Raw genomic sequence first — 22,001 nt, 5'->3', positions numbered from 1 at the left:
AAGAAGAGCCGATCACGGTAGAGTTCGGGGCCGAACAGATGTTCGGCGGTTCCCGGATGCCGCTGGGCGAGCGGACCAGGGAGGCCTGCCGGTGCGGATGCCCGAGTTGCGAGTGCTGGGGGTCGACCCCGGGCTGACGCGATGCGGCATCGGCGCCGTCGAGGGCCGCCCCGGAGCGCCTCTCAATCTCGTCGCGGTGGGAGTCGTGCGCACTCCGCCCGAGGACGACATCGGCTCCCGCCTCGTGGTGATCGAGGCCGAGATCGAGCGATGGCTCGACGAGGTCAAGCCCGACGCGGTGGCCGTCGAGAGGGTGTTCGCCCAGCACAACGTCCGCACCGTCATGGGAACCGCTCAGGCCTCCGCCGTCGCCATCGTGTGCGCCGCCCGCAGGGGACTGCCGGTCGCCCTGCACACCCCCAGCGAGGTCAAGGCCTCCATCACGGGGAACGGCAACGCCGACAAGAAGCAGGTGGGCACGATGGTGACCCGGCTTCTGCGGCTCGACGCGATGCCGAAGCCCGCCGACGCCGCCGACGCCCTCGCGCTGGCCATCTGCCACGTGTGGCGGGGAGGCGTCCAGAACCGGCTGGCCGAGGCTCTCGCCCGGTCGCGTGGCGGCGCCTCGGCCGCGATGGCCGCGGGGTATCGGCATTCGCCCGCGGCCGGCCGTACGGACGACCGGACGGGCCGGTGACCGTCCGATCCGCGATGGGGGCGGCACTCTGTCTGCGGGCTCTGATAGGACTGGGCTCGGCACGCGGGCGCGGGCGGCCGAAAGTCCCGCGACGGGGATCGTGGCAGGGTCTCAGGACCGGCCATGACGCTCACGCCGGCGGGCCCGCGGGACGGCGTCACGGCCGTTCCGCCCGGGGTGGGAAAGGGACGGGCCAATGATCGCATCCGTGGCGGGTGAGGTGACCGCCATCGCGCCGGACGCCGCCGTGATCGAGGTCGGCGGGGTGGGCATCCTGGTGCACTGCACGCCCGGCACGCTCGCCTCGTTGCGCGTGGGCGAGCCCGCCCGGCTCGCGACCGCGCTCGTCGTGCGGGAGGAGTCGCTCACGCTGTACGGCTTCGCCGCGGAGGACGAGCGGGTCGTGTTCGAGCTGCTGCAGACGGCCAGCGGCGTGGGGCCGCGCATCGCCCTCGCGATGCTGGCGGTCCACACGCCGAACGCGCTGCGCGTCGCCGTGGCCGGCGCCGACCTCAAGGCGCTCACGATGGTCCCCGGCATCGGGCAGAAGGGCGCCCAGCGCATCGTGCTCGAGTTGAAGGACAAGCTCGGCACCCCCGAGGAGGCCGTCAACGCAGCTCTGAACGGCAAGGCCAAGCCCCCTGCCTGGCGCGAGCAGGTCCACTCCGGCCTGGTCGGGCTCGGCTACTCCGCGAAGGACGCCGACGAGGCGGTCGCCGTCGTCGGCGCGGAAGCGGACGCGGAGGTCGCGGCGGGCCGCTCGCCCCAGGTCGCGGCCCTGCTCAAGGCGGCACTCCGCGCGCTGAGCGTTCGATGAGGCCCACCATGCGGACACGGACCGGGAGCGTGCATGAGCCTCGAACGTGATCTCGTGTCGCCCGAGCCGGAGAACGACGAGCAGACGATAGAGGCCGCGCTACGGCCGAAACGTCTCGACGAGTTCATCGGCCAGGCACGGGTCCGCGAGCAGCTGTCGCTCGTGCTGGAAAGCGCCCTTCGCCGGAACCGGCCGCCCGACCACGTGCTGATGAGCGGCGGCCCCGGCCTCGGGAAGACCACGCTCGCGATGATCATCGCGGCGGAACTCGGCGCGCCGCTCCGGGTGACCTCCGGTCCCGCGCTCGAGCGGGCGGGCGATCTCGCCGCGATCCTCTCGACCCTGTCGGAGGGCGAGGTGCTGTTCATCGACGAGATCCACCGGATGGCCCGACCGGCGGAGGAGATGCTCTACCTCGCCATGGAGGACTTCCGGGTCGACATCATCGTCGGCAAGGGTCCGGGGGCGACGTCGATCCCGCTGGACATCGCGCCGTTCACGCTCGTGGGGGCGACGACCCGCGCGGGCCTGTTGCCCGCCCCGCTGCGCGACAGGTTCGGGTTCACCGCGCACATGGACTTCTACCACGCGAGCGAGCTGGAGCAGGTCCTGAACCGCTCCGCACGCCTGCTCTCCGTGGACCTCCCGGACGAGGGCGCCCATGAGATCGCCCGGCGTTCTCGCGGCACGCCGCGAATCGCGAACCGGCTGCTCAGGAGGGTCAGAGACTTCTCGGAGGTCCGTGCCGAGGGCGTGATCACCAGAGAGATCGCCTCGGCCGCGCTGAATCTTTACGAGGTCGATGCCGAAGGGCTGGACCGGCTCGACCGGGCGGTTCTCGGCGTCCTGCTCAGAAAGTTCGGGGGCGGCCCGGTGGGCCTGTCCACCCTCGCCGTGGCGGTGGGGGAGGAGCCGGAGACCGTGGAGGTCGTGGCCGAGCCGTTCCTCGTACGGCAGGGCCTCATCGCCCGCACTCCGCGCGGCCGGGTCGCGACGGCGTCAGCCTGGGCTCATCTCGGTCTGACTCCTCCTCCTGACGCATTCGGCGCCTCCGTTCTGCCAGGTCTGTTCGACGAGGCGTAGACGATCATGCGGGCGGGGTGACGCGTGCCGTACAGGGAAGGAAATGAAAGGGAAAAGTCCCAGGAAAAGTCGCACATCTGTGATGCATGAGCCTTGTGGGATCACAAATCGGTTTCGAAGGCTATGAAACAGGAACTTTCCCGCGTGCCAGAACGTGTGCTCGTTGCCGGGTCAAGAACGGCTCGCATACACTGCGTGGCTTGACTGGCCGCTTACGCCGACCCGTGTAGCGTCGCGGCGGCCACGTGGCAATGCGCATCAAACCTCCGGCGTCAGCCGGTTAATCACGTAAGGAAGGGTGGCCCCGTGGGTAGCAACCCGCTTGGGACGTTCCTGCCGCTGATCTTGCTGGTAGTGGTCTTCTACTTCCTCTTGATCCGTCCGCAGCGAAAGCGGCAGCAGGAGCAGGTACAGATGCAGAACAACCTGGCTCCCGGCGCCCGAGTCATGACGACGACCGGGCTGTTCGGCACCGTGTCGGCGATTGATGACGACGACGTCATCCTGGAGGTCGCACCCGGAATCGAGACCCGGTGGGTCAAGGCGGCGATCGGCCGTGTGGTCACGCCCGCGGAGGGAACCTCTGATGAGGAGGCCGACTCGACCGTCGTCGACACCCCCGACACGACGACGGACGGCGATGACTCGAGTAGCAAGCAGTCCTGAGTAGGCTGATCGCACACCCTTTGACGAAAGAACTGACCACCAGTGGCCCCACCGACCAGTAGCCAGATCAAGCCGGGACGCACGCTCCTGGTACTTCTGGCGATCATTCTCGCCATGGGCGCGACGATCGCCCTACAGAAGGCGTTCGTCCCCAAATTCGGCCTCGACCTGGCCGGTGGGACCACGGTGACGCTTTCACCGGTGACCCTCGACGGGAAGCCGCCACCATCGGAGAGCATCGACCAGGCCGTCAACATCATCCGGGCGCGCGTGAACGGCAACGGCATCGCCGATGCCCAGGTCGCGAGGGCGAACGACAACATCGTGATCCAGATCCCGGGAGTCGGCCAGCGAGAGGCGCTCGGGCTCGTGTCCACGACCGCCGAGCTGCGGATGCGCCAGGTGCTCGCGTACGGGCCGTCGACGAACCAGCCGGTTCAGATGCCGACGGCGGCTGCGACGCCCAGCGGCTCGGGCGCTCCGAGCGCCACGCCGAGCGGCGGATCGACGCCCACTCCCAACGCGAGCGGGACGCCGGCGGGCCGGGCACTGTCCTCGGCGCTCGCCGCGCCCTCGCCATCCGCCCCCGCGGACGCCAAGGGCGGAGCGAAGGGCGACGGCAAGGCGAAGGGCGACGCGGGCGCGAAGGCCGAAGCCACGCCGACGCCGCCCGTGCCGACTCCGGGAGCCACGGAGGACCCGCTCGCCGGGCAGGACACCAGCGGCATCGATCCGGCGCTGTTGACGCAGTTCCGCGACATCGACTGCACCGCCAAGAACAAGGGCCAGGGCGTTCAGGACGACCCGAACAAGCAGATCGTCGCCTGCAGCGACGACGGCTCGGCGCGCTACATCCTGGACAAGGCGGCCGTGCAGGGCACCGAGGTCAGCGGCGCGCAGGCCGGCACCGACCCCACGACCGGCGAGTGGATCGTCAACATCACGTTCAAGTCCAAGGGTGCGTCGCAGTTCGCCGACATCACCCGGCGGATCACCACTCTCACGCCGCCGCGCAACCAGCTGGCGAACGTGCTCGACGGTGTCGTGATCGTGGCCCCGACGATCGAAGAGGCGATCCCCGGTGGAAGCGCCCGGATCTCCGGCAACTTCACCCAGGTGAGCTCCACCGCTCTCGCTGACCAGCTCAAGTACGGCGCGCTGCCGCTGAAGTTCAAGCAGAGCCAGGTCGTGTCGGTCTCCTCGACGCTGGGACAGGACCAGCTGCGTGGCGGCCTGATCTCGGGCGGCATCGGACTGCTCGTGGTCGTGCTCTACCTGCTGCTCTACTACCGCGGCCTCGGCCTGATCGGTGTGGCCAGCCTCGGGGTGGCCACGGCGGTCACCTACTCCACGGTGGTGCTGCTGAGTCACAATGCGGGATTCCGCCTGTCGCTGCCGCACATCATCGGCTTGGTGGTCTCGATCGGTATCACGGCGGACTCGTTCATCGTCTACTTCGAACGAATACGTGACGAGATCAAGGAGGGTCACCGCACTCTGCGCTCAGCCGTCGAGGTCGCCTGGCGGCGCGCCCGGCGCACCATCCTGGTGGCGGACGCGGTCATGTTCATCGCCGCGATCGTGCTCTTCGCCCTCGCGGTCGGCGACGTCGCCGGATTCGCGTTCGCGATGGGGCTGACCACGTTGATCGACATCGTGGTCGTCTTCCTCTTCACGAAACCGCTGATGTCGCTGGTAGCCCGGATGCGGTTCTTCGCCAAGGGCCACAAACTGTCCGGACTCGACGCGGAGCGTATGGGCCGTACGAGCCCTGCCGAGCAGACCCTGCAGGAGGCGTGATGCCGGGTGTTATCAGTCGCCTCTACCGAGGCGACATCAACATCGACTTCGTCGGCAAGCGCAGGATCTGGTACGGGCTGTCGGCCTTCCTTCTGATCTTCTCGATCGTCGGGCTCATCATCCACGGCCTCAATCTCGGCGTCGAGTTCAAGGGCGGGTCGGTCTTCGACTTCGCCCGGACGCCGGGGTCGAGCGTGGAGCAGGTCCGGGACAGCGTCGAGGGCGCCGGTCCGCACCAGGTGATCGTGCAGCAGGCCGGCGACAAGAACTGGCGGGTCACCACGGAGAGCCTTGACGGCGCCGAGGTGACGAAGGTCCAGCAGGCGGTGGCCAAGCAGTTCGGCGTGCCGGAGGACCAGGTCAGTTCGCAGGTCATCGGAGCGACCTGGGGTGGTGAGGTCTCCCAGAAGGCGTGGATCGGCCTCGTGGTCTTCATGGGCCTGATCATGCTGTATCTCTCGATCGCCTTCGAGTGGCGGATGGCGCTGGCCGCCGTCGTGGCCCTCGTGCACGACCTCGTGATCACGGCGGGCATCTACGCGTGGTCCGGCTTCGAGGTCACTCCGGCGACGATGCTGGGCTTCCTGACGATCCTCGGCTATTCGCTGTACGACGCGGTCGTGGTCTTCGACATGATCAAGGAGGTGACGGGCAAGATCGGGACGTCGGCCAAGATGACCTACACCCAGGCGGCGAACAACGCCCTCAGTCACACCCTGATCCGGTCGCTGAACACCTCGCTCGTCGCGATCCTGCCCGTCGCGGCGATCCTGTTCATCGGGACCACGCTGCTCGGCGCCGGCACGCTGAAGGACCTGTCGCTGGCCCTGTTCGTCGGAATGCTCGTCGGCACCTACTCCTCGCTGTGCGTCGCCACGCCGATCCTGGTGACGCTCAAGGAGCGGGAGCCGCAGTGGCAGGCGCTGGCCAGGCGGGTCGCGGCCCGGCAGGTCTCCGCCGCCAAGGCCGCCGCGGCGACCGCGGGCGGGAGCCGTACCGGCAAGGAGCCCGTCGCGGCGGGATCCCAGAACGGCGCCGCGGGTTCCCAGAACGGCACCGTGCCCGGTGGGAAGCAGCGCAAGAAGCGCTAGCCGTCCGGACACTCGGATACTCGAGCGCCCCCGCCGCCCGCAACGGGCAGCGGGGGCGCCGCTGTTTCGGGTGGTGTCCGCAGCGGTCCGTGTCGAGGGGGCGGGCGTCCAAGGGGCCGGTATTCGAGGGGCCGGTGTTCGAGGGGCCGGCGGGCCCGCGACGTCGTACGGGACAGCGGGCCCGTGGCGTCGCGGCGGCCGGCCTGCCGTACGCGGAGGGTCCGCCGGATGTGCTCTAGGGTGGGCGTCGTGACTGACTGGAGCGCCCTGATTAGGGACATTCCTGACTACCCGAAGCCGGGGATCTTGTTCAAGGACATCACCCCGCTCCTGGCCGACCATGCGGCGTTCACGCAGGTCGTGGATGAGCTGGCGGACGGCCTCGTCTTCGACAAGGTGGTCGGCATCGAGGCGAGGGGGTTCATCCTGGCTGCGCCGGTGGCCTACCGGAGCGGCGCCGGGTTCGTCCCCGTCCGGAAGGCGGGGAAACTCCCGGCTGCGACGCTCGAGGCCTCCTACGACCTCGAGTACGGCTCGGCGACCATCGAGGTGCACGCGGACGCCTTCGCGCCCGGCGAGCGGGTTCTGATCGTCGACGACGTGCTGGCCACGGGCGGGACGGCCGAGGCGACCGTGGAACTGGTCAGGAGGGCGGGCGCCGAGGTGACCGCCGTGTCGTTCCTGATGGAGCTGTCGTTCCTGTCCGGACGGGACCGGCTCCCCGGTCTGGAGGTCCGCGCGCTGCTGAGCGTGTGAGCCCGGGCGTGGTGGACGCCCGATCATGGGCGCGAACAGTCGGCGGAGAGTGCTGTGGCGGCACGGATACACTGAGGGATCTGGACTCGACGTGAGGAGTCTGTGTGCCCCGTGATGTGGTCGTGCCTGACAGCACGCGGGCTGGACGCGGGACCGACCCGCGCGAGGCCCCCGAGCCGGCCGATGTGCCCGCTGACGCGGTGCCCGACGCATCGGGGGGCGCGGAAGAGAGACCGGCGCCGGCCGCGCGACGACGGCTGACCCGGTTCGGGGGGCAATGGGGTGCTATGAATCCGGTGCTGGAGCCGCTGTTCAAGACGGTCCGGGCGACCCATCCCAAGTCCGACATGCGCCTGATCGAGCGCGCCTACGACATGGCCGCCTACCATCACCGCGACCAGAAGCGGAAGAGCGGCGACCCGTACATCACCCACCCGCTGGCCGTGGCGAGCATCCTGGCCGAGCTGGGGACCGACGATGAGACCCTGTGCGCCGCCCTGCTGCACGACACCGTCGAGGACACCGCCTACAGCCTCGACGAGTTACGGGGTGACTTCGGCGACAACATCGCCCTGCTCGTCGACGGCGTGACCAAGCTGGACAAGGTCAAGTTCGGCGACGCCGCGCAGGCCGAGACCGTCAGGAAGATGGTCGTCGCGATGTCCCGCGACATCCGGGTCCTGGTCATCAAGCTCGCCGACCGGCTCCACAACATGCGCACGATGCGCTACATGCCCGAGCACAAGCGGCAGCAGAAGTCCCGGGAGACGCTCGAGATCTTCGCGCCCCTGGCCCATCGGCTCGGCATGAACACCATCAAGTGGGAGCTGGAGGACCTCGCGTTCGCCATGCTCTATCCGAAGCGGTACGACGAGATCGCCCGGATGGTGTCGGAGCGCGCACCCAGACGTGACCTGTTCCTGCAGGAGGTCATCGAGAAGGTCTCCGCCGAGCTGCGTGAGGCCAAGATCAAGGCGACCGTGCGCGGGCGGCCGAAGCATTACTACTCGATCTACCAGAAGATGATCGCCAAGGACGTGGCCTTCGACGACATCTACGACCTGGTGGGCATCAGGGTGCTCGTCGACACGGTCCGCGACTGTTACGCGGCGCTCGGGACGATCCACGCACAGTGGAGGCCGGTGCCCGGGCGGTTCAAGGACTACATCGCCATGCCCAAGTTCAACATGTACCAGTCGTTGCACACGACGGTCATGGGGCCCGAGGGCAAGACGATCGAACTGCAGATCCGCACGCGGGCGATGCACAACCGCGCGGAGTACGGCGTGGCCGCGCACTGGAAGTACAAGGAGGAGACGAACGGCTCGGGGCCCGCCAAGGCCAAGCAGGTCAACGACATGGCCTGGTTGCGGCAGTTGCTCGACTGGCAGAAGGAGACCTCCGACCCGGGCGAGTTCCTGGAGTCGCTGCGGTTCGACCTGTCGGTGTCCGAGGTGTTCGTCTTCACGCCGCGTGGGCAGGTGATCGCCCTTCCTGAGGGCGCCACGCCCGTGGACTTCGCGTACGCCGTGCACACGGAGGTGGGACACCGCTGCATCGGCGCCCGCGTGAACGGGCGGCTGGTTCCGCTGGAGTCCCGGCTCGGCAACGGGGACACGGTTGAGATCTTCACCTCGAAGTCGCCGGACGCCGGGCCGTCGCGTGACTGGCTGAAGTTCGTCAAGAGCGGCCGAGCCCGGAACAAGATCCGTCAGTGGTTCTCCAAGGAGCGCAGGGAGACCGCGATCGAGGCCGGCAAGGAGGCCATCGGGCGGGCGATGCGAAAGCAGGGCCTCCCGCTCCAGCGCCTCATGTCCGGTGAAGCTCTTCTGGCACTGGCTCGCGACCTGCGCTATCCGGACGTGTCCGCGCTGTACGCGGCGGTGGGGGAGGGCCACGTCGCGGCCCAGTCCGTCGTTCAGAAGCTCGTACAGGCGCTGGGAGGGGTCGAGGGGGCCGAGGAGGACCTGGCGGAGGCCGCGGTCCCTACGAGGCTCAAGGGGCGCTCCAGGGCCAATTCGAACGCCGGCGTCATGGTGGCGGGCGACCCGGACGTGTGGGTGCGGCTGTCCCGATGTTGCATGCCGGTACCTGGCGACGACATCGTCGGATTTGTCACGCGAGGTCACGGAGTTTCCGTACATAGGACGAGTTGTCCGAACGTGGAGCAGTTGAGTGCGCAGGCGGACCGCCTGGTCCAGGTGTCGTGGTCGCCGCAGGACGATTCGCTCTTCCTGGTCGCGATCCAGGTGGAGGCCCTCGACAGGCCTCGTCTGTTGTCCGACGTGACGCGGACGTTGTCGGACCACCACGTGAACATCCTGTCGGCGTCGGTGGCGACCTCACGGGATCGGGTGGCCGTCAGCAAGTTCACCTTCGAGATGGGCGACCCCAAGCATCTCGGCCACGTCCTCAAGGCCGTCCGGACCATCCAAGGCGTCTACGACGTCTACCGCGTCACCAACTGACCCACCCCGCCTCCTTCCCTTGTGCGTGATCATGCATGGGTTCGTGGAGAGGGCTGCTGACGTGCCCAGACTCGGCTCGTGATCATGCACACCTTCGGTGAAACCGATGGTGACCAGCGGTTACGTCTCTCGTGATCATGCACACGTTCGGGGAATGCGCCTCCGAGCAGGCTCGACGTCGTTCGTGATCATGCACAACGCAGTGATCGGCCGTGCGGCGTCCTGGGCGGGAGGTTGCCGAAGGATGATACGGACGCCGGCAGACGCGGTTGTGTATGGCCCGCGAGCTGGAGCGGTCATGGTCTACCGCGGTGCCTGGCGGGCATCCTCCGCGCTATGTGCTTCGAGGTGCTGGAATCGCCGGTCGGTGGTCTCCCGTAGGAGCGCTCCCGCGCTGGTTTCGCGACGTGCATGATCACGAACCGCGCCGGACCTGCTCAGAGACACATTCCCCGAACGCGTGCATGATCACGAAAGGCGTAATCGCTGGTCACCGTCGGTGTCGCCGAAAGTGTGCATGATCACGACCCGAGTCTGGGCACGTCAACAGCCCCCTCCACGAACCCGTGCATGATCACGCCCAAGGTCGAGGCAGGTCAACGGCACATTCCTCGAACTTGTGCATGATCACGCGCGGCTCAGGAGAACTCGGCCAGGGTCCGCTCGGCTTCTTCGAGCCAGGAACGACGGGCGACCAGACCTTCCTCGGCCTCCTTGACGTCCTTGTCCCTTCCGCCGGCCCGCGCCTTGGCCAGGCGCGTCTCGAGCTGCTCGATCGAGCGGCGGAGCTGGTTGACCGTGTCCTGGGCGCGAGCGCGGGCCTCGGGGTTCGAGCGCTTCCACTCGTTCTCCTCGGCCTTGCGGACGGCGTCCTCGACGCGGCGCAGGCCGCCCTCGAGCTTGTCCCGCACCTCCCTGGGCACCGGTCCGGCGGCCTCCCAGCGCTCTAGAAGATTCCGGAAGGCGCTGCGGGCCGTACGGGCGTCGGTGACGGGCAGGAGCCGCTCCGCCTCGACGAGCAGGGCCTCCTTGGCCTCCGCGTTGGCCGCGAACGAGGCGTCGCGCTCGGCGAAGACCGCGGACCTCGCCTGGAAGAACTGGTCCTGGGCGCCCTTGAACCGGCCCCACAGCTCGTCTTCGGCCTCGCGGGAGGCGCGCCCGGCGTTCTTCCACTGCCGCATCAGCTCGCGGTAGGCCGCCGCCGTGGCGTTCCAGTCGGTCGAGGACGACAGCGCCTCGGCCTCCGTGACGATCCGCTCCTTGGAGCTCCTTATGGCGTCGCGCTGCTCGTCGAGGGACGAGAAGTAGGCCTTGCGCCGCTTCGCGAAAGCCGTACGAGCGGCGGACAGGCGCTTCCACAGGGTGGCCTCGGTCGCCCGGTCGATGCGCTCGGCGGCCTTCCACTCGTCGATGAGCTGCCGCAGGCGCTCGCCGCCCGACTTCCAGTGAGTGGCGTCCTCGGCGATGCGCTCGGCCTCGGCGACGATCCGCTCCTTGGTCTCCCGGGCCTGGACGCGAGCCTGGTCGCGGGCGGCCTTGACCTCCTCCCGGCGCTTGCCGACGAGATCGGTGAGCGCCGCGAGGCGGTCCTGGAGGGACGCGAGGTCGCCGATGGCGTGCGCCTCCGCGACCGCCTCCCGCAGCTTCGCGATGTTCGACTCGGCCTGAGCGGGCGCCAGATCGGTGCCCTTCACCCGCTGTTCCAGGAGCTGGACCTGCCCGGCCAGCTCGTCGAACTTGCGGCGGTAGTAGGCCAGGGCCTCTTCAGGCTCGCCGGCCTGCCAGGACCCGACGGCCCGTTCTCCCTCAGCCGTACGCACGTAGACGGTGCCGTCAGCGTCTACCCGGCCCCACGGGTCGGTGGTCACCGCGTCCTCCCGCACTTGAATCAGCCCTCCAGGGCCCGAAATGCCCTTGGTTGTATTACGTCAGCTCTTGCCCGTGATTGTCACGTCTTTGATTTCCACGGTCTGCTTGGGAGCGCCCGTGCCGTCACCCGTACCGCCGGGAAGTATGCCCTGCTTGGCGACCTTATCGAGGATTTCAAGTCCTTTTGTTACGGTACCGAAGGGTGTGTAGGCGGCGTTGAGCCCCGTGTCGCCGAACACGATGAAGAACTGGCTTCCGTTCGTGTTGGGGCCGCTGTTGGCCATGGCCAGCACACCACGCGTGTACTTCGCACCCTCGAGGTTCTCGTCGACGAACCGGTAGCCGGGGCCGCCCTGGCCGTCCGTGGGGTTCTTGCCGTCGGCCTTGGCGAGCGGGTCGCCGCACTGCAGGATCGGGAAGTCCGTCCCCAGCCGGTGGCACTTGGTGTCCTTGAAGTAGTTCTTGGAGGCCAGGTACCGGAACGAGCCCACGGTGCACGGCGCCTTGGCCGCGTCCAGCTTGGCGACGATGTCGCCGAGGTTGGTCTTGATGGTCATCGTGCCCGCGTCGGTGCTGACCTTGGCGGGCGGCAGGCCGACATCCTTGATCTGGCCGCTGCCGGGGTCGGCGACGTAGCCGCAGGTTCCGGTCGCGGGGTCGTACGCCTTTGGCTCCGCGGCGGCGGGGGCGTCGGTGGCGGGAGCGCTCGCCGACGGCGCCGCGGACGCGGTCGCCACGTTGCCGTCGGTCCCACCCAGGAGTGCGATCGCGGCCACGATGCCACCGATCACGACCACCACGGCCGTGGAGGTCCCCAAGATCGCGACACGCCGTGCCCGTAGTTGACGGTCGGTCCGCGCCTGCATCTGCCGCTGATAGTGCTCGCGCGCCAGCTGCTTCTGACGATCCTTGCCGGTGACCACTGCGTCCTCCAGACTGCCTGGTTTCATTGGTCGTGCCGCCGGAGGCCGGTCGGCCACGGTGCGCCGCCGCAGGAGAGGACGGAAGATCCTCCCGTGAACGGCACGCCGCTGTATGGCATCCGGCTCGACTGCTCCAAGAATGACTATTGAGGTGGGCGAATCGTATCGGCACACGGGTATTGGTTCGCAGCCCGCCGACCCGCACCGGTACCCTTCGGTTACATTCGCTCGCGTAATCCTTGATACATCGTCACGAGACGTAGAGGCGCTTCCGTGCTCGTCGCCGGGTTTCCCGCAGGGTCCTTCCAGGCCAACTGCTATGTCGTCGCTCCCGCCCCAGGCGAGGAGTGCGTCGTCGTGGATCCTGGTCAGGACGCGGTGGACGACCTCGACGAGTTGCTGCGGGAGCACCGGCTGAAGCCCGTGGCCGTGCTCCTGACCCACGGTCACCTCGACCATGTGTGGTCGGTGGCGCCGGTCTGCGGCGCGCGTGACATTCCCGCGTGGATCCATCCGGAGGACCGCGAGCTGCTGTCGGACCCGGGCAAGGGATTCTCGGCTCAGGCGGGTCAGCTGTTCGGCGGGCTGGAGTTGAGCGAGCCCGACGACGTCAAGGAGCTGTCCGACGGGGCCACCCTGCGGCTCGCCGGTCTGGACATCACGGTCGACCATGCCCCCGGCCATACCAGGGGGTCGGTGACGTTCAGGACGCCCTTGGGGGACACGGATCCCGCGCAGGACGCGGAGGTCCTGTTCTCGGGCGACCTGCTGTTCGCCGGCTCCATCGGCCGCACCGATCTCCCGGGCGGCGACTACGCGACGATCCTGGGCAGCCTCGCGAGAACGCTGACGCTGCCGGACGAGACGCTGGTCCTGCCCGGTCACGGACCACAGACGACGATCGGCCGCGAGCGGGCCACCAACCCCTTTCTCAGGGAAGTGGTGCCGCACAGCGGCCCTAGCAGGGGACTGTAATGAGCTTTCAGGCGCCCAAGGGCACCTTCGACTGGATGCCGCCGCGCTCGGAGTGGGCACTCATCGTGCGCGACGCGCTGTCCGCACCCGCCCGCCGCGCGGGCTACGGGTACATCGAGACCCCGGCCTTCGAGGACACCGGCCTGTTCGCGCGGGGGGTCGGCGAGTCGACCGACATCGTGACCAAGGAGATGTACACCTTCCAGAGCAAGGGCGGCCAGTCCCTGACGCTGCGCCCCGAGGGAACGGCCAGCGTCGTGCGCGCCGTCCTCGAGCACGGCCTGTACGGCGGAGCCCTCCCGATCAAGCTCTGGTACTCCGGCAGCTACTTCCGCTATGAGAAGGCGCAGGCCGGCAGGTACCGGCACTTCTCGCAGGTGGGCGCCGAGGCGCTCGGCGCGGAGGACCCGGCGCTCGACGCGGAGCTGATCGTGCTGGCCTCCGACGGCTACGCCTCGCTCGGCCTGAAGAACGTGCGGCTGCTGATCAACTCGCTCGGCTGCAAGGAGTGCCGTCCCGCCTACCGGGCCGCGCTCCAGGACTTCCTGCGCGGGCTCGACCTCGACGAGGCCACGCGGCAGCGCATCGAGATCAACCCGTTGCGGATCCTCGACGACAAGCGCCCCGAGGTCCAGGCGCAGCTGGTGGACGCGCCGCTCGTGACCGACCACCTCTGCGGGGCCTGCAAGGCCTACCACGAGGAGGTCCGCAGCCTGCTCACGGGAGCCGGCCTCACCTACTCGGACGATCCGCGACTGGTCCGCGGGCTCGACTACTACACGCGGACGACCTTCGAGTTCATCCACGACGGTCTGGGCGCGCAGTCCGCGGTCGGCGGCGGCGGGCGCTACGACGGCCTGAGTGAGATGATCGGCGGCCCCGCGCTGCCCAGCGTCGGCTGGGCCCTCGGCGTCGATCGCACGGTCCTCGCGATGGAGGCGGAAGGGCTGCTCACCGAGCGTCCCGGGCAGGTCGAGGTGTTCGCCGTCCCGCTGGGCGAGGAGGCCAGGCGCCGGATCTTCTCGCTCGTCGCCGAGCTGCGCCGGGACGGCATAGCGGTGGACATGGCCTTCGGCGGCCGGGGCGTCAAGGGCGCCATGAAGGCCGCCGACCGCAGTGGTGCTCGTTTCGCCCTGATCCTGGGTGAGCGGGACATCGAGGCGGGAGCCGTACAAGTGAAAGACCTGACAACAGGTGAGCAGACCGCGGTGCCGTTGGCCGGGGTCGTCGACGTTTTGAAGGGGAAACTCTCGTGATCCGCACTCACGAAGCAGGAACGCTTCGTAAGGAGCATGCAGGCCAGCAGGTGACGCTGGCGGGCTGGGTGGCGCGCCGGCGCGACCACGGCGGGGTGGTGTTCATCGACGTGCGTGACGCGTCGGGCTCCGCCCAGGTGGTCTTCCGCGAGGAGGATCACGCCCACGACCTGCGCTCCGAGTACTGCGTCAAGGTCACGGGCGAGGTCCGCGTGCGGCCGGAGGGGAACGAGAACCCCGACCTTCCGACAGGCGGGATCGAGGTCGTCGCCTCCGAGGTCGAGGTGCTCAGCGAGTCAGCGCCTCTGCCGTTCCCCATCGAGGGCAACACCGGCGTCTCCGAGGAGGCGCGGCTGAAGTACCGCTACCTCGACATCAGGCGGCAGCAGGTCGCCCAGGCGCTGCGGATCCGGTCCAAGGCGACCTACCTGGCCAACGACGTCATGAACGAGCGCGGCTTCGTCTACGTGGAGACTCCGGACCTCACCCGCTCCACGCCTGAGGGCGCTCGCGACTTCCTCGTGCCCGTACGGCTACAGCCGGGCAACTGGTACGCCCTGCCGCAGTCGCCGCAGCTGTTCAAGCAGCTACTCATGGTCTCCGGCCTGGAGCGCTACTACCAGCTCGCCCGTTGTTTCCGCGACGAGGACCTGCGCGCCGACCGGCAGCCCGAGTTCACCCAGATCGACATCGAGATGTCCTTCGTGGACCAGGACGACATCATCGAGCTCGGCGAGGCTCTGATCGGGCGGATCTGGAAGGACACCATCGGCTACGAGCTGCCGTCCCCGCTCCTGCGGATGACGTACGCCGACGCCATGGCCCGGTACGGCTCGGACAAACCGGACCTCCGTTTCGGCGTCGAGCTCGTCGACCTCACGGAGTACTTCTCCGGCACCCCGTTCCGGGTGTTCCAGGCGCCGTACGTCGGGGCGGTCGTCATGCCGGGCGGCGCGTCGCAGACCCGCAAGGAGCTCGACGGCTGGCAGGACTGGGCCAAGGCGCGCGGCGCCCGCGGCCTGGCGTACGTGCTGGTCCAGGAGGACGGTCTGGGCGGCCCCGTCGCCAAGAACCTCTCGGAGACGGAGATCGCCGGCCTCGCCGCGGCGACCGGCGCGAAGCCGGGCGACGCGGTCTTCTTCGCCGCCGGCGCCGCCTCCGCCTCGCGCGACCTGCTCGGCGCGGCGCGACTGGAGATCGGCCGCCGGTGCCGCCTGATCGACGAGTCCCAGTGGTCGTTCCTGTGGATCGTCGACGCCCCCATGTTCGAAGAGGACGGTGAGGGCGGCTGGACCGCGGTCCACCACCCCTTCACCGGGCCGAAGCCCGAATGGGCCGACAACTTCCAGGACCACCCCGGCGAGGCGCTCGCCTACGCGTACGACATGGTCTGCAACGGCATGGAGATCGGCGGCGGCTCGATCCGTATCCACCGGGCCGAGATGCAGCAGCGGGTCTTCGACGTGCTGGGCATCTCCAAGGAGGAGGCGGAGAACAAGTTCGGCTTCCTGCTGGAGGCGTTCAAGTACGGCCCGCCTCCGCACGGAGGCATCGCCTACGGCTGGGACCGGATCTGCATGCTGCTGGCGGGCGGCGAGTCGATCCGGGACGTGATCGCCTTCCCGAAGACCGCGTCCGGCTACGACCCGCTGACGGGAGCTCCCACGCCCATCACGGGCGCGCAGCGCAAGGAGGCCGGCGTGGACGCCAAGCAGAAGGACCCCAAGCCGACCGCCTGACCCGCCCACCTTGCTCGTGATCATGCACAGGTTCGGGGATCTCGCGTCGGCCTGCGGAAACGCCGAGCGTGATCATGCACGGATTCGTGGATGTGCGCGCCGACCTCCGGCGATGCCTGGCGTGATCATGCACAGGTTCGGGAGTACGCCGGTCTGCCTGGGATGATGCCGTTCGTGATCTGGCAATGACGCTCTGGTTGCCAGATCACGTACGGCATGGCCGCAGTTGAGAGGCCATTTCTCCGAACCTGCGCATGATCACGAACGGTGAACGGGCAGGTCGCGGCTCATCTCCGCGAATGTGTGCATGATCACGGCCGAGGAGTTGGCTGGTCGGCGGCCATATTCACGAACCCGTGCATGATCACGATCCGTGTTTGGGCAGCTAGAGGCCGCATTCTCCGAACCCGTGCATGATCACGCCCAGGGGTGGGGGGAAATTTCTGGATGACTTGGGGTTTGGGAGAACCTCTTGCCGCTGGAATCCGTATGAGAGTGCAGCGAGAGTGAAACCACGCCTGGATCCAGCTCAGGAGCGATGCACATGTTCGACCAGATCCTCGATCTCCCCGCCCACCCTCTGATCATCCACGCGGCGGTGGTCTTCACCCCCCTGCTCGTGCTGCTGAGCATCGCCTACGTAGTCCTCCCCGCGTTCCGCCGCCGGCTCGACTGGGCACTCGTCGTGGCCGCGATCGCCGCTCCCGCCGCCGTCTTCGCCGCCAAGGAGAGCGGTGAGGCGCTCGAGGCGCGCCTGTTCAAGGGGCAGATCCCCCCGCCCGTCGTGGAGCATTCGAGCTTCGCCAACCCCCTGCTCTACACCACCCTCGGGCTGGGCGTCGTGGCGCTGGTGCTCGTCTACCTGACGCGTCCCCACCGCGAGCCGGGGACGGCGCCCGCCGGCTCGGCCCGGGCCGTCAGCCTCGTGCTGTCCGTCGTGACGGTCGTCCTGGCGCTCGTCGTGGCCTACTACGTATTCCGGGCCGGCGACAGCGGCGCGAGGGCCGTCTGGGCCTACTGACGGTACCCTCTGGGTTGTGGACAGTCTGTTCGATTCGGCGGCCGAGGAGGCCCACAAGAGCCAGGAGCCGCTGGCCGTCCGCATGCGGCCACGAGGTCTCGACGAGGTGATCGGCCAGCGGCATCTCCTCGGATCGGGCACGCCGCTGCGGCGCCTGGTCGAGAGCGAGGCCCCGATGTCGCTGTTCCTGTGGGGGCCGCCGGGAACGGGCAAGACCACGCTCGCCTACGTCGTCTCCAACGCCACCAAGCGGCGGTTCGTCGAGGTGTCCGCCGTGTCGGCCGGCGTCAAGGACGTCCGCGCGGCCATCGACCAGGCCCGCCGGGATCTGGGCATGACGGGCCGCCAGACCGTGCTGTTCGTCGACGAGGTGCACCGGTTCAACAAGGCGCAGCAGGACGCGTTGCTCCCGGCCGTGGAGAACCGCTGGGTCACGTTCATCGGGGCGACCACGGAGAATCCCTTCTTCTCGGTCATCTCCCCGCTGCTGTCCCGGTCGTTGCTGCTGACCCTCGAGCCGTTGTCGGAGGACGACATCCGGGCCGTCCTGGAGCGTGCCGTCACCGACCCGCGCGGCCTCGGCGGCCGTGTCACCCTGCGGGCCGACGCCCTCGACCAGCTCGTACGGCTGGCAGGGGGCGACGCCCGCCGGTCGCTGACCTACCTGGAGGCCGCCGCGCTGCTCGCGGACGACGTCACGGTCGAGGTGGTGGAGAAGGCGGCCGACAAGGCCGCCGTCCGCTACGACCGCCAGGGCGACCAGCACTACGACGTGATCAGCGCCTTCATCAAGAGCATGCGCGGCTCGGACGCCGACGCGGCCGTGCACTATCTGGCCCGGATGGTCGAGGCGGGGGAGGACCCCCGCTTCATCGCCCGCCGGATCGTGATCTTCGCGTCGGAGGACGTGGGCATGGCCGACCCCAGTTGCCTCCAGGTCGCGGTGGCGGCCGCCCAGGCGGTGGAGTTCATCGGTCTGCCCGAAGGGCGCATCAACCTGACCCAGGCGGTGATCCACTGCGCTCTGGCGCCCAAGTCCAACGCCGTCGTCAAGGCCATCGGCGCCGCCTCCGACGACGTACGGCGCGGCCTGATCGGACAGGTCCCCGGCCACCTGCGCGACGCCCACTATCCGGGCGCCGCGAAGCTCGGCCACGGCAAGGGATACCAGTATCCGCACGACTTCGAGCACGGCCTGGTCAGGCAGGACTACGTGCCGCAGGAGCTCAGGGACCGCCGCTACTACGAGCCGACGAGCCACGGGGCCGAGGCCCGTTTCGGCGAGAGATGGTCGAAGATCCGCGGTTTCCTCCGGGGCGAGGGCGACCCGACGGGCGCGTGAGCCCGGCCGGGCAGGCGTGTGGTGCGCGCCGACGGGCAGGGCGTTCGCGATAGGGTCTTGCCATTCCAGCTCCGGTGATCTAGGGAGATCGGCAATGCTTACCGCGGGAGAGCTCGCGGGCCTGATCGTCGCCACCTTCTGGGCGATTCTGGTCTGCTTCATGGCCGTAGTGCTGGTCAAGCTGGCCCGGCTGCTGGTCGAGACGACCAAGATGGTGTCGGAGCTGAGCGACCGCGTGGTGCCGCTCCTCGAGGACGTGAGCCGCACGGTCGCCGAGACCAACCGCCAGCTCATCGCGGTCGAGGCCATCACCGACAACGTCAAGGACGTCAGCGGCAACATGGTGAAGATCACCGGGGTCGCGTCCACGCTGCTCGCCGGACCTGTGATCAAGATCTCGGCCCTGGGCCACGGAATCCGGGCCGCGCTGGCCAGACGCGGCGGCCGGGTGACGGGCGAGCACGTCCCGGGCCCGCGCCGCGCCCTCGACGGTCAGGCGGCACGGGGTGAATCCGGTGCGCGCGGCCTGTCCGGGAGGCGGGGCGGATGATCCGGCGGCTCTTCTACATGGCCCTGGGCGCGTATCTCGCGGTCTGGACTATGCGTAAGCTTCAGGCACTGCGGCCCGACCATGTGGCCAGGCGCACGGCCGGCCGGATGGCGGGCTACGCCGGACGGCTCGGTGAGTTCGCCGGCGACGTGCGCCACCTGGCGGCGAGCAGGGAAACCGAGTTGCGGGCCGCCTTCCGGCTCGACAGTGTTGAAACAAGACCCACCAGATACGACGACGTAAAGGATGGCCGCTGAAATGGAGTCGGCAGAGATCGTACGCCGCTTCCTGCGCTTCTTCGAGGAGCGCGGACACACCGTCGTTCCCTCGGCCAGCCTGGTCGCCGAAGATCCGACGCTGCTTCTCGTGAACGCGGGCATGGTCCCGTTCAAGCCCTACTTCCTCGGCCAGCGCAAGCCGCCGTATCCGCGTGCGACCAGCGCCCAGAAGGTCATCCGTACGAACGACATCGACGAGGTCGGCAAGACCACCCGGCACGCGAGCTTCTTCCAGATGCTGGGCAACTTCTCGTTCGGGGACTACTTCAAGGAAGACGCGATCCCGTTCGCGTGGGAGCTGCTGACCAAGCCCGAGTCCGAGGGCGGCTTCGGCTTCCCGGAAGACCGGCTGTGGGCGACCGTCTACCTCGATGACGACGAGGCGCTGGACATCTGGCACAAGAAGGCCGGTCTCCCGCTGGAGCGCATCCAGCGCCGCGGTCTCGCGGACAACTACTGGCACATGGGCGTGCCCGGCCCCGGCGGTCCGTGCTCCGAGATCTACTTCGACCGCGGTCCCGACTACGGCAGGGAGGGCGGCCCGGTCGCCGACGAGACCCGGTATCTCGAGGTCTGGAACAACGTCTTCATGCAGTTCCAGCTCGGCGCGGTCCGCGGCAAGGAAGACTTCGACATCGTCGGCGAGCTGCCCGCCAAGAGCGTCGACACCGGCATGGGCCTGGAGCGCATGGCGGCGATCCTGCAGGGCGTCGACAACATCTACGAGATCGACACCACCTTCAAGATCCTCAGCACGGCGGCCGAGCTGACCAAGACGCGCTATGGCCGCAACCACCGCGCCGACGTCTCGCTCCGGGTGGTCGCCGACCACATGCGCGCGGGCGTGATGCTGGTCGGCGACGGCGTGCTGCCGTCCAACGAGGGCCGCGGCTACGTGCTGCGCCGCATGCTCCGCCGCGCGATCCGCAACCTCCGCCTGCTCGGCGCGGGCGAGGAGCGGTACATGCACGAGCTGACCGACGTGACCATCGCCGTGATGGGCCAGCAGTACCCGGACCTGGTGGCGGACGCGCCGAACATCCACGCGGTGATCGACGCGGAGGAGACGTCGTTCCTCGGCACCCTCCGCACCGGTACGGCGATCTTCGACGTCGCGGTCGAGGAGAGCAAGCGCAAGGGCACCTCCGCGCTCAGCGGCGCGCAGGCGTTCCAGCTGCACGACACCTACGGCTTCCCGATCGACCTCACGCTGGAGATGGCGTCCGAGCAGGGTCTCCAGGTCGACGAGGACGGCTTCCGCCGGCTCATGAAGGAGCAGCGGGACCGCGCCAAGGCGGACGCGGCGGCCAAGAAGACCGGCAACGCGGATATCTCGGTGTTCGGTGACATCCTGGAGAAGTCCGGCAAGGTCGACTTCCTGGCGTACGACCACACGACGGCGGAGGCGAAGATCGTCGGCCTGCTCGTCGAGGGCGCCAACGTCCCGGCGGTCGGGGCGGGATCCACGGTCGAGGTCGTCCTCGACCGCACCCCGTTCTACGCCGAGGGCGGCGGCCAGCTCTCCGACCAGGGCATCATCCGCACGGACGGCGCGGAGGTCGAGATCGTCGACGTCCAGACGCCGGTCGCCGGGCTCATCGTCCACCGCGGCAAGGTCAGGCACGGCGAGATCCGCGTCGGGGACCAGGCGCACGCCGAGATCGACATCGAGCGGCGCCGCGCGATCTCCCGCAGCCACACCGCGACGCACCTGGTGCACCGCGGCTTCCGCAACGCTCTCGGCGAGTCCGCGGCGCAGGCGGGCTCGGAGAACTCCCCGGGACGCTTCCGGTTCGACTTCACCGCGGCCGGAGCGGTCTCGCCGACCGCGCTGCGCGACGTCGAGGACGAGGTCAACGCCGTTCTGATCAACGACCTCAAGGTCAACGCGTACTACACCTCGCAGGCGGAGGCGCGTGCCATGGGGGCGCTCGCGCTGTTCGGCGAGAAGTACGGCAACGAGGTCCGCGTCGTCGAGGTCGGCGACTACTCCCGTGAGCTGTGCGGCGGCACGCACGTCGCGAGCTCGGGCCAGCTCGGTCTGATCAAGGTGCTGGGGGAGGCGTCGATCGGCGCGGGCGTGCGCCGGGTCGAGGCGCTCGTCGGCATCGACGCGTTCCGGTTCCTCGCCAGGGAGAGCGTGCTGGTCAGCCAGCTGAGCGAGCAGCTCAAGGCCCGGCGGGAAGAGCTGCCCGAGCGCATCGAGGGCATCGTCACCCGGCTGCGCACCGCGGAGAAGGAGTTGGAGCGCGTCAGGTCCGCCCAGGTCCTCGCCATCGCGGGCGATCTGGCGGCACAGGCCCGCGACTTCGGCGGAGTGTCCGTCGTGACCCACCGCGCGCCTGATGGCACCTCCGCCGATGATCTGCGTAAGCTCGCCCTTGATGTGCGCGGCCGGTTCCCGAGCGACCGCGCTGCGGTCGTCGTCGTTGCCGGGGTGCCCTCAGACCGCCCGGTCGTCGTCGCCGTGGTGAACGAGGCGGGACGCGAGCGAGGACTGAAGGCCGGTCGTCTCGTCGGCGTCGCCGCCAAGACGCTTGGGGGTGGCGGTGGCGGCAAGGACGATGTGGCGCAGGGCGGAGGATCGCGTCCTGAGGCGATCGACGACGCTTTGCGGGCGGTCGAGGAGACCATCTCCTCTTCTGTCTCCTGACGGGTTCCGTTCTCGTG

At 68.8% G+C, this 22,001-nt stretch carries 18 protein-coding genes; 16 read left to right on the top strand and 2 right to left on the bottom strand.

Annotated features, from left to right (window positions below; all coding sequences use genetic code 11):
* Positions 1–106: 106 nt before the first annotated feature.
* The 8 genes from ruvC (at position 107) to Psi02_RS33520 (ending at position 9,378) form a co-directional block, all read left to right on the top strand.
* Positions 107–697 (top strand): crossover junction endodeoxyribonuclease RuvC, encoded by a 591-nt coding sequence (gene ruvC, locus Psi02_RS33555; protein ID WP_203957874.1) that lies wholly within the window; start codon positions 107–109, stop codon positions 695–697.
* 196 nt (positions 698–893) lie between these two features.
* Entirely contained in the window at positions 894–1,514 is a 621-nt protein-coding gene (gene ruvA / locus Psi02_RS33550) for a Holliday junction branch migration protein RuvA (RefSeq protein ID WP_203979879.1), read from the top strand.
* Positions 1,515–1,547: 33 nt separating this feature from the next.
* Entirely contained in the window at positions 1,548–2,597 is a 1,050-nt protein-coding gene (ruvB, locus tag Psi02_RS33545; RefSeq protein ID WP_203957864.1) for a Holliday junction branch migration DNA helicase RuvB, read from the top strand.
* 306 nt (positions 2,598–2,903) lie between these two features.
* Positions 2,904–3,263: a preprotein translocase subunit YajC gene (gene yajC / locus Psi02_RS33540; RefSeq protein WP_203957865.1), complete on the top strand. Its 360-nt coding sequence runs from the start codon at positions 2,904–2,906 to the stop codon at positions 3,261–3,263.
* A 114-nt stretch (positions 3,264–3,377) separates the two neighbouring features.
* Positions 3,378–5,063, top strand: coding sequence for a protein translocase subunit SecD (gene secD, locus Psi02_RS33535; RefSeq protein ID WP_203979878.1), 1,686 nt, complete (start codon positions 3,378–3,380; stop codon positions 5,061–5,063).
* Positions 5,063–6,154, top strand: a complete 1,092-nt coding sequence (gene secF / locus Psi02_RS33530) for a protein translocase subunit SecF (RefSeq protein ID WP_203979877.1) — start codon at positions 5,063–5,065, stop codon at positions 6,152–6,154. Before secD ends, secF begins: the two co-directional genes overlap by 1 nt.
* Positions 6,155–6,403: 249 nt before the next feature.
* The gene (locus Psi02_RS33525; RefSeq protein ID WP_239095382.1) at positions 6,404–6,910 is read left to right on the top strand and encodes an adenine phosphoribosyltransferase; all 507 of its coding nucleotides are present in this window, start codon (positions 6,404–6,406) and stop codon (positions 6,908–6,910) included.
* Between the two features lie 287 nt (positions 6,911–7,197).
* A complete protein-coding gene (locus Psi02_RS33520) occupies positions 7,198–9,378 on the top strand; it encodes a RelA/SpoT family protein (RefSeq protein ID WP_203979876.1) in 2,181 nt (726 codons plus the stop codon).
* Positions 9,379–10,016: 638 nt separating this feature from the next.
* On the opposite strand, the gene Psi02_RS33515 is transcribed toward Psi02_RS33520, so the two are convergent.
* Both Psi02_RS33515 and Psi02_RS33510 read right to left on the bottom strand, forming a co-directional pair.
* Positions 10,017–11,246 carry a DUF349 domain-containing protein gene (locus Psi02_RS33515; RefSeq protein ID WP_203979875.1) on the bottom strand — a complete coding sequence of 410 codons (1,230 nt, stop codon included), beginning with the start codon at positions 11,244–11,246 and terminating at the stop codon, positions 10,017–10,019.
* A 60-nt stretch (positions 11,247–11,306) separates the two neighbouring features.
* Positions 11,307–12,197, bottom strand: coding sequence for a peptidylprolyl isomerase (locus Psi02_RS33510; protein ID WP_203979874.1), 891 nt, complete (start codon positions 12,195–12,197; stop codon positions 11,307–11,309).
* Between the two features lie 246 nt (positions 12,198–12,443).
* Between Psi02_RS33510 and Psi02_RS33505 the strand changes: the two genes are divergently transcribed.
* From Psi02_RS33505 to alaS, 8 genes are all read left to right on the top strand, one after another.
* Positions 12,444–13,145, top strand: coding sequence for an MBL fold metallo-hydrolase (locus tag Psi02_RS33505; RefSeq protein ID WP_203979873.1), 702 nt, complete (start codon positions 12,444–12,446; stop codon positions 13,143–13,145).
* Positions 13,145–14,401 carry a histidine--tRNA ligase gene (gene hisS / locus Psi02_RS33500; RefSeq protein ID WP_203979872.1) on the top strand — a complete coding sequence of 419 codons (1,257 nt, stop codon included), beginning with the start codon at positions 13,145–13,147 and terminating at the stop codon, positions 14,399–14,401. Before Psi02_RS33505 ends, hisS begins: the two co-directional genes overlap by 1 nt.
* Positions 14,398–16,140: an aspartate--tRNA ligase gene (aspS, locus tag Psi02_RS33495; protein WP_203979871.1), complete on the top strand. Its 1,743-nt coding sequence runs from the start codon at positions 14,398–14,400 to the stop codon at positions 16,138–16,140. Before hisS ends, aspS begins: the two co-directional genes overlap by 4 nt.
* A 544-nt stretch (positions 16,141–16,684) precedes the next feature.
* Complete coding sequence (locus Psi02_RS33490) at positions 16,685–17,161, top strand: DUF2231 domain-containing protein (RefSeq protein ID WP_203979870.1); 477 nt, start codon at positions 16,685–16,687, stop codon at positions 17,159–17,161.
* Between the two features lie 16 nt (positions 17,162–17,177).
* The gene (locus tag Psi02_RS33485; RefSeq protein WP_239095381.1) at positions 17,178–18,503 is read left to right on the top strand and encodes a replication-associated recombination protein A; all 1,326 of its coding nucleotides are present in this window, start codon (positions 17,178–17,180) and stop codon (positions 18,501–18,503) included.
* A gap of 94 nt (positions 18,504–18,597) precedes the next feature.
* Positions 18,598–19,053, top strand: coding sequence for a DUF948 domain-containing protein (locus Psi02_RS33480; protein WP_203979869.1), 456 nt, complete (start codon positions 18,598–18,600; stop codon positions 19,051–19,053).
* Positions 19,050–19,310 carry a hypothetical protein gene (locus Psi02_RS33475; protein WP_203979868.1) on the top strand — a complete coding sequence of 87 codons (261 nt, stop codon included), beginning with the start codon at positions 19,050–19,052 and terminating at the stop codon, positions 19,308–19,310. The genes Psi02_RS33480 and Psi02_RS33475 overlap by 4 nt, the downstream gene beginning before the upstream one ends.
* A 1-nt stretch (position 19,311) precedes the next feature.
* A complete protein-coding gene (gene alaS / locus Psi02_RS33470) occupies positions 19,312–21,984 on the top strand; it encodes an alanine--tRNA ligase (RefSeq protein WP_203979867.1) in 2,673 nt (890 codons plus the stop codon).
* Positions 21,985–22,001: the final 17 nt, after the last annotated feature.

Origin of the sequence: Planotetraspora silvatica, from assembly GCF_016863315.1 — a bacterium.
Taxonomy (GTDB): Bacteria; Actinomycetota; Actinomycetes; order Streptosporangiales; family Streptosporangiaceae; genus Planotetraspora; species Planotetraspora silvatica.
Note: the sequence above shows the minus strand (reverse complement) of the source record. Positions and strands in the feature narration are given on the sequence as shown.

Bases quoted from the DNA above. Each gene is read 5' to 3' on its own strand.
- Psi02_RS33510 (WP_203979874.1), bottom strand. From the start codon at position 12,197: ATGAAACCAGGCAGTCTGGAGGACGCAGTGGTCACCGGCAAGGATCGT.
- ruvA (WP_203979879.1), top strand. From the start codon at position 894: ATGATCGCATCCGTGGCGGGTGAGGTGACCGCCATCGCGCCGGACGCC.
- ruvB (WP_203957864.1), top strand. From the start codon at position 1,548: ATGAGCCTCGAACGTGATCTCGTGTCGCCCGAGCCGGAGAACGACGAG.
- secD (WP_203979878.1), top strand. From the start codon at position 3,378: ATGGGCGCGACGATCGCCCTACAGAAGGCGTTCGTCCCCAAATTCGGC.
- Psi02_RS33480 (WP_203979869.1), top strand. From the start codon at position 18,598: ATGCTTACCGCGGGAGAGCTCGCGGGCCTGATCGTCGCCACCTTCTGG.
- secF (WP_203979877.1), top strand. From the start codon at position 5,063: ATGCCGGGTGTTATCAGTCGCCTCTACCGAGGCGACATCAACATCGAC.
- Psi02_RS33475 (WP_203979868.1), top strand. From the start codon at position 19,050: ATGATCCGGCGGCTCTTCTACATGGCCCTGGGCGCGTATCTCGCGGTC.
- Psi02_RS33490 (WP_203979870.1), top strand. From the start codon at position 16,685: ATGTTCGACCAGATCCTCGATCTCCCCGCCCACCCTCTGATCATCCAC.
- Psi02_RS33520 (WP_203979876.1), top strand. From the start codon at position 7,198: ATGAATCCGGTGCTGGAGCCGCTGTTCAAGACGGTCCGGGCGACCCAT.
- alaS (WP_203979867.1), top strand. From the start codon at position 19,312: ATGGAGTCGGCAGAGATCGTACGCCGCTTCCTGCGCTTCTTCGAGGAG.
- hisS (WP_203979872.1), top strand. From the start codon at position 13,145: ATGAGCTTTCAGGCGCCCAAGGGCACCTTCGACTGGATGCCGCCGCGC.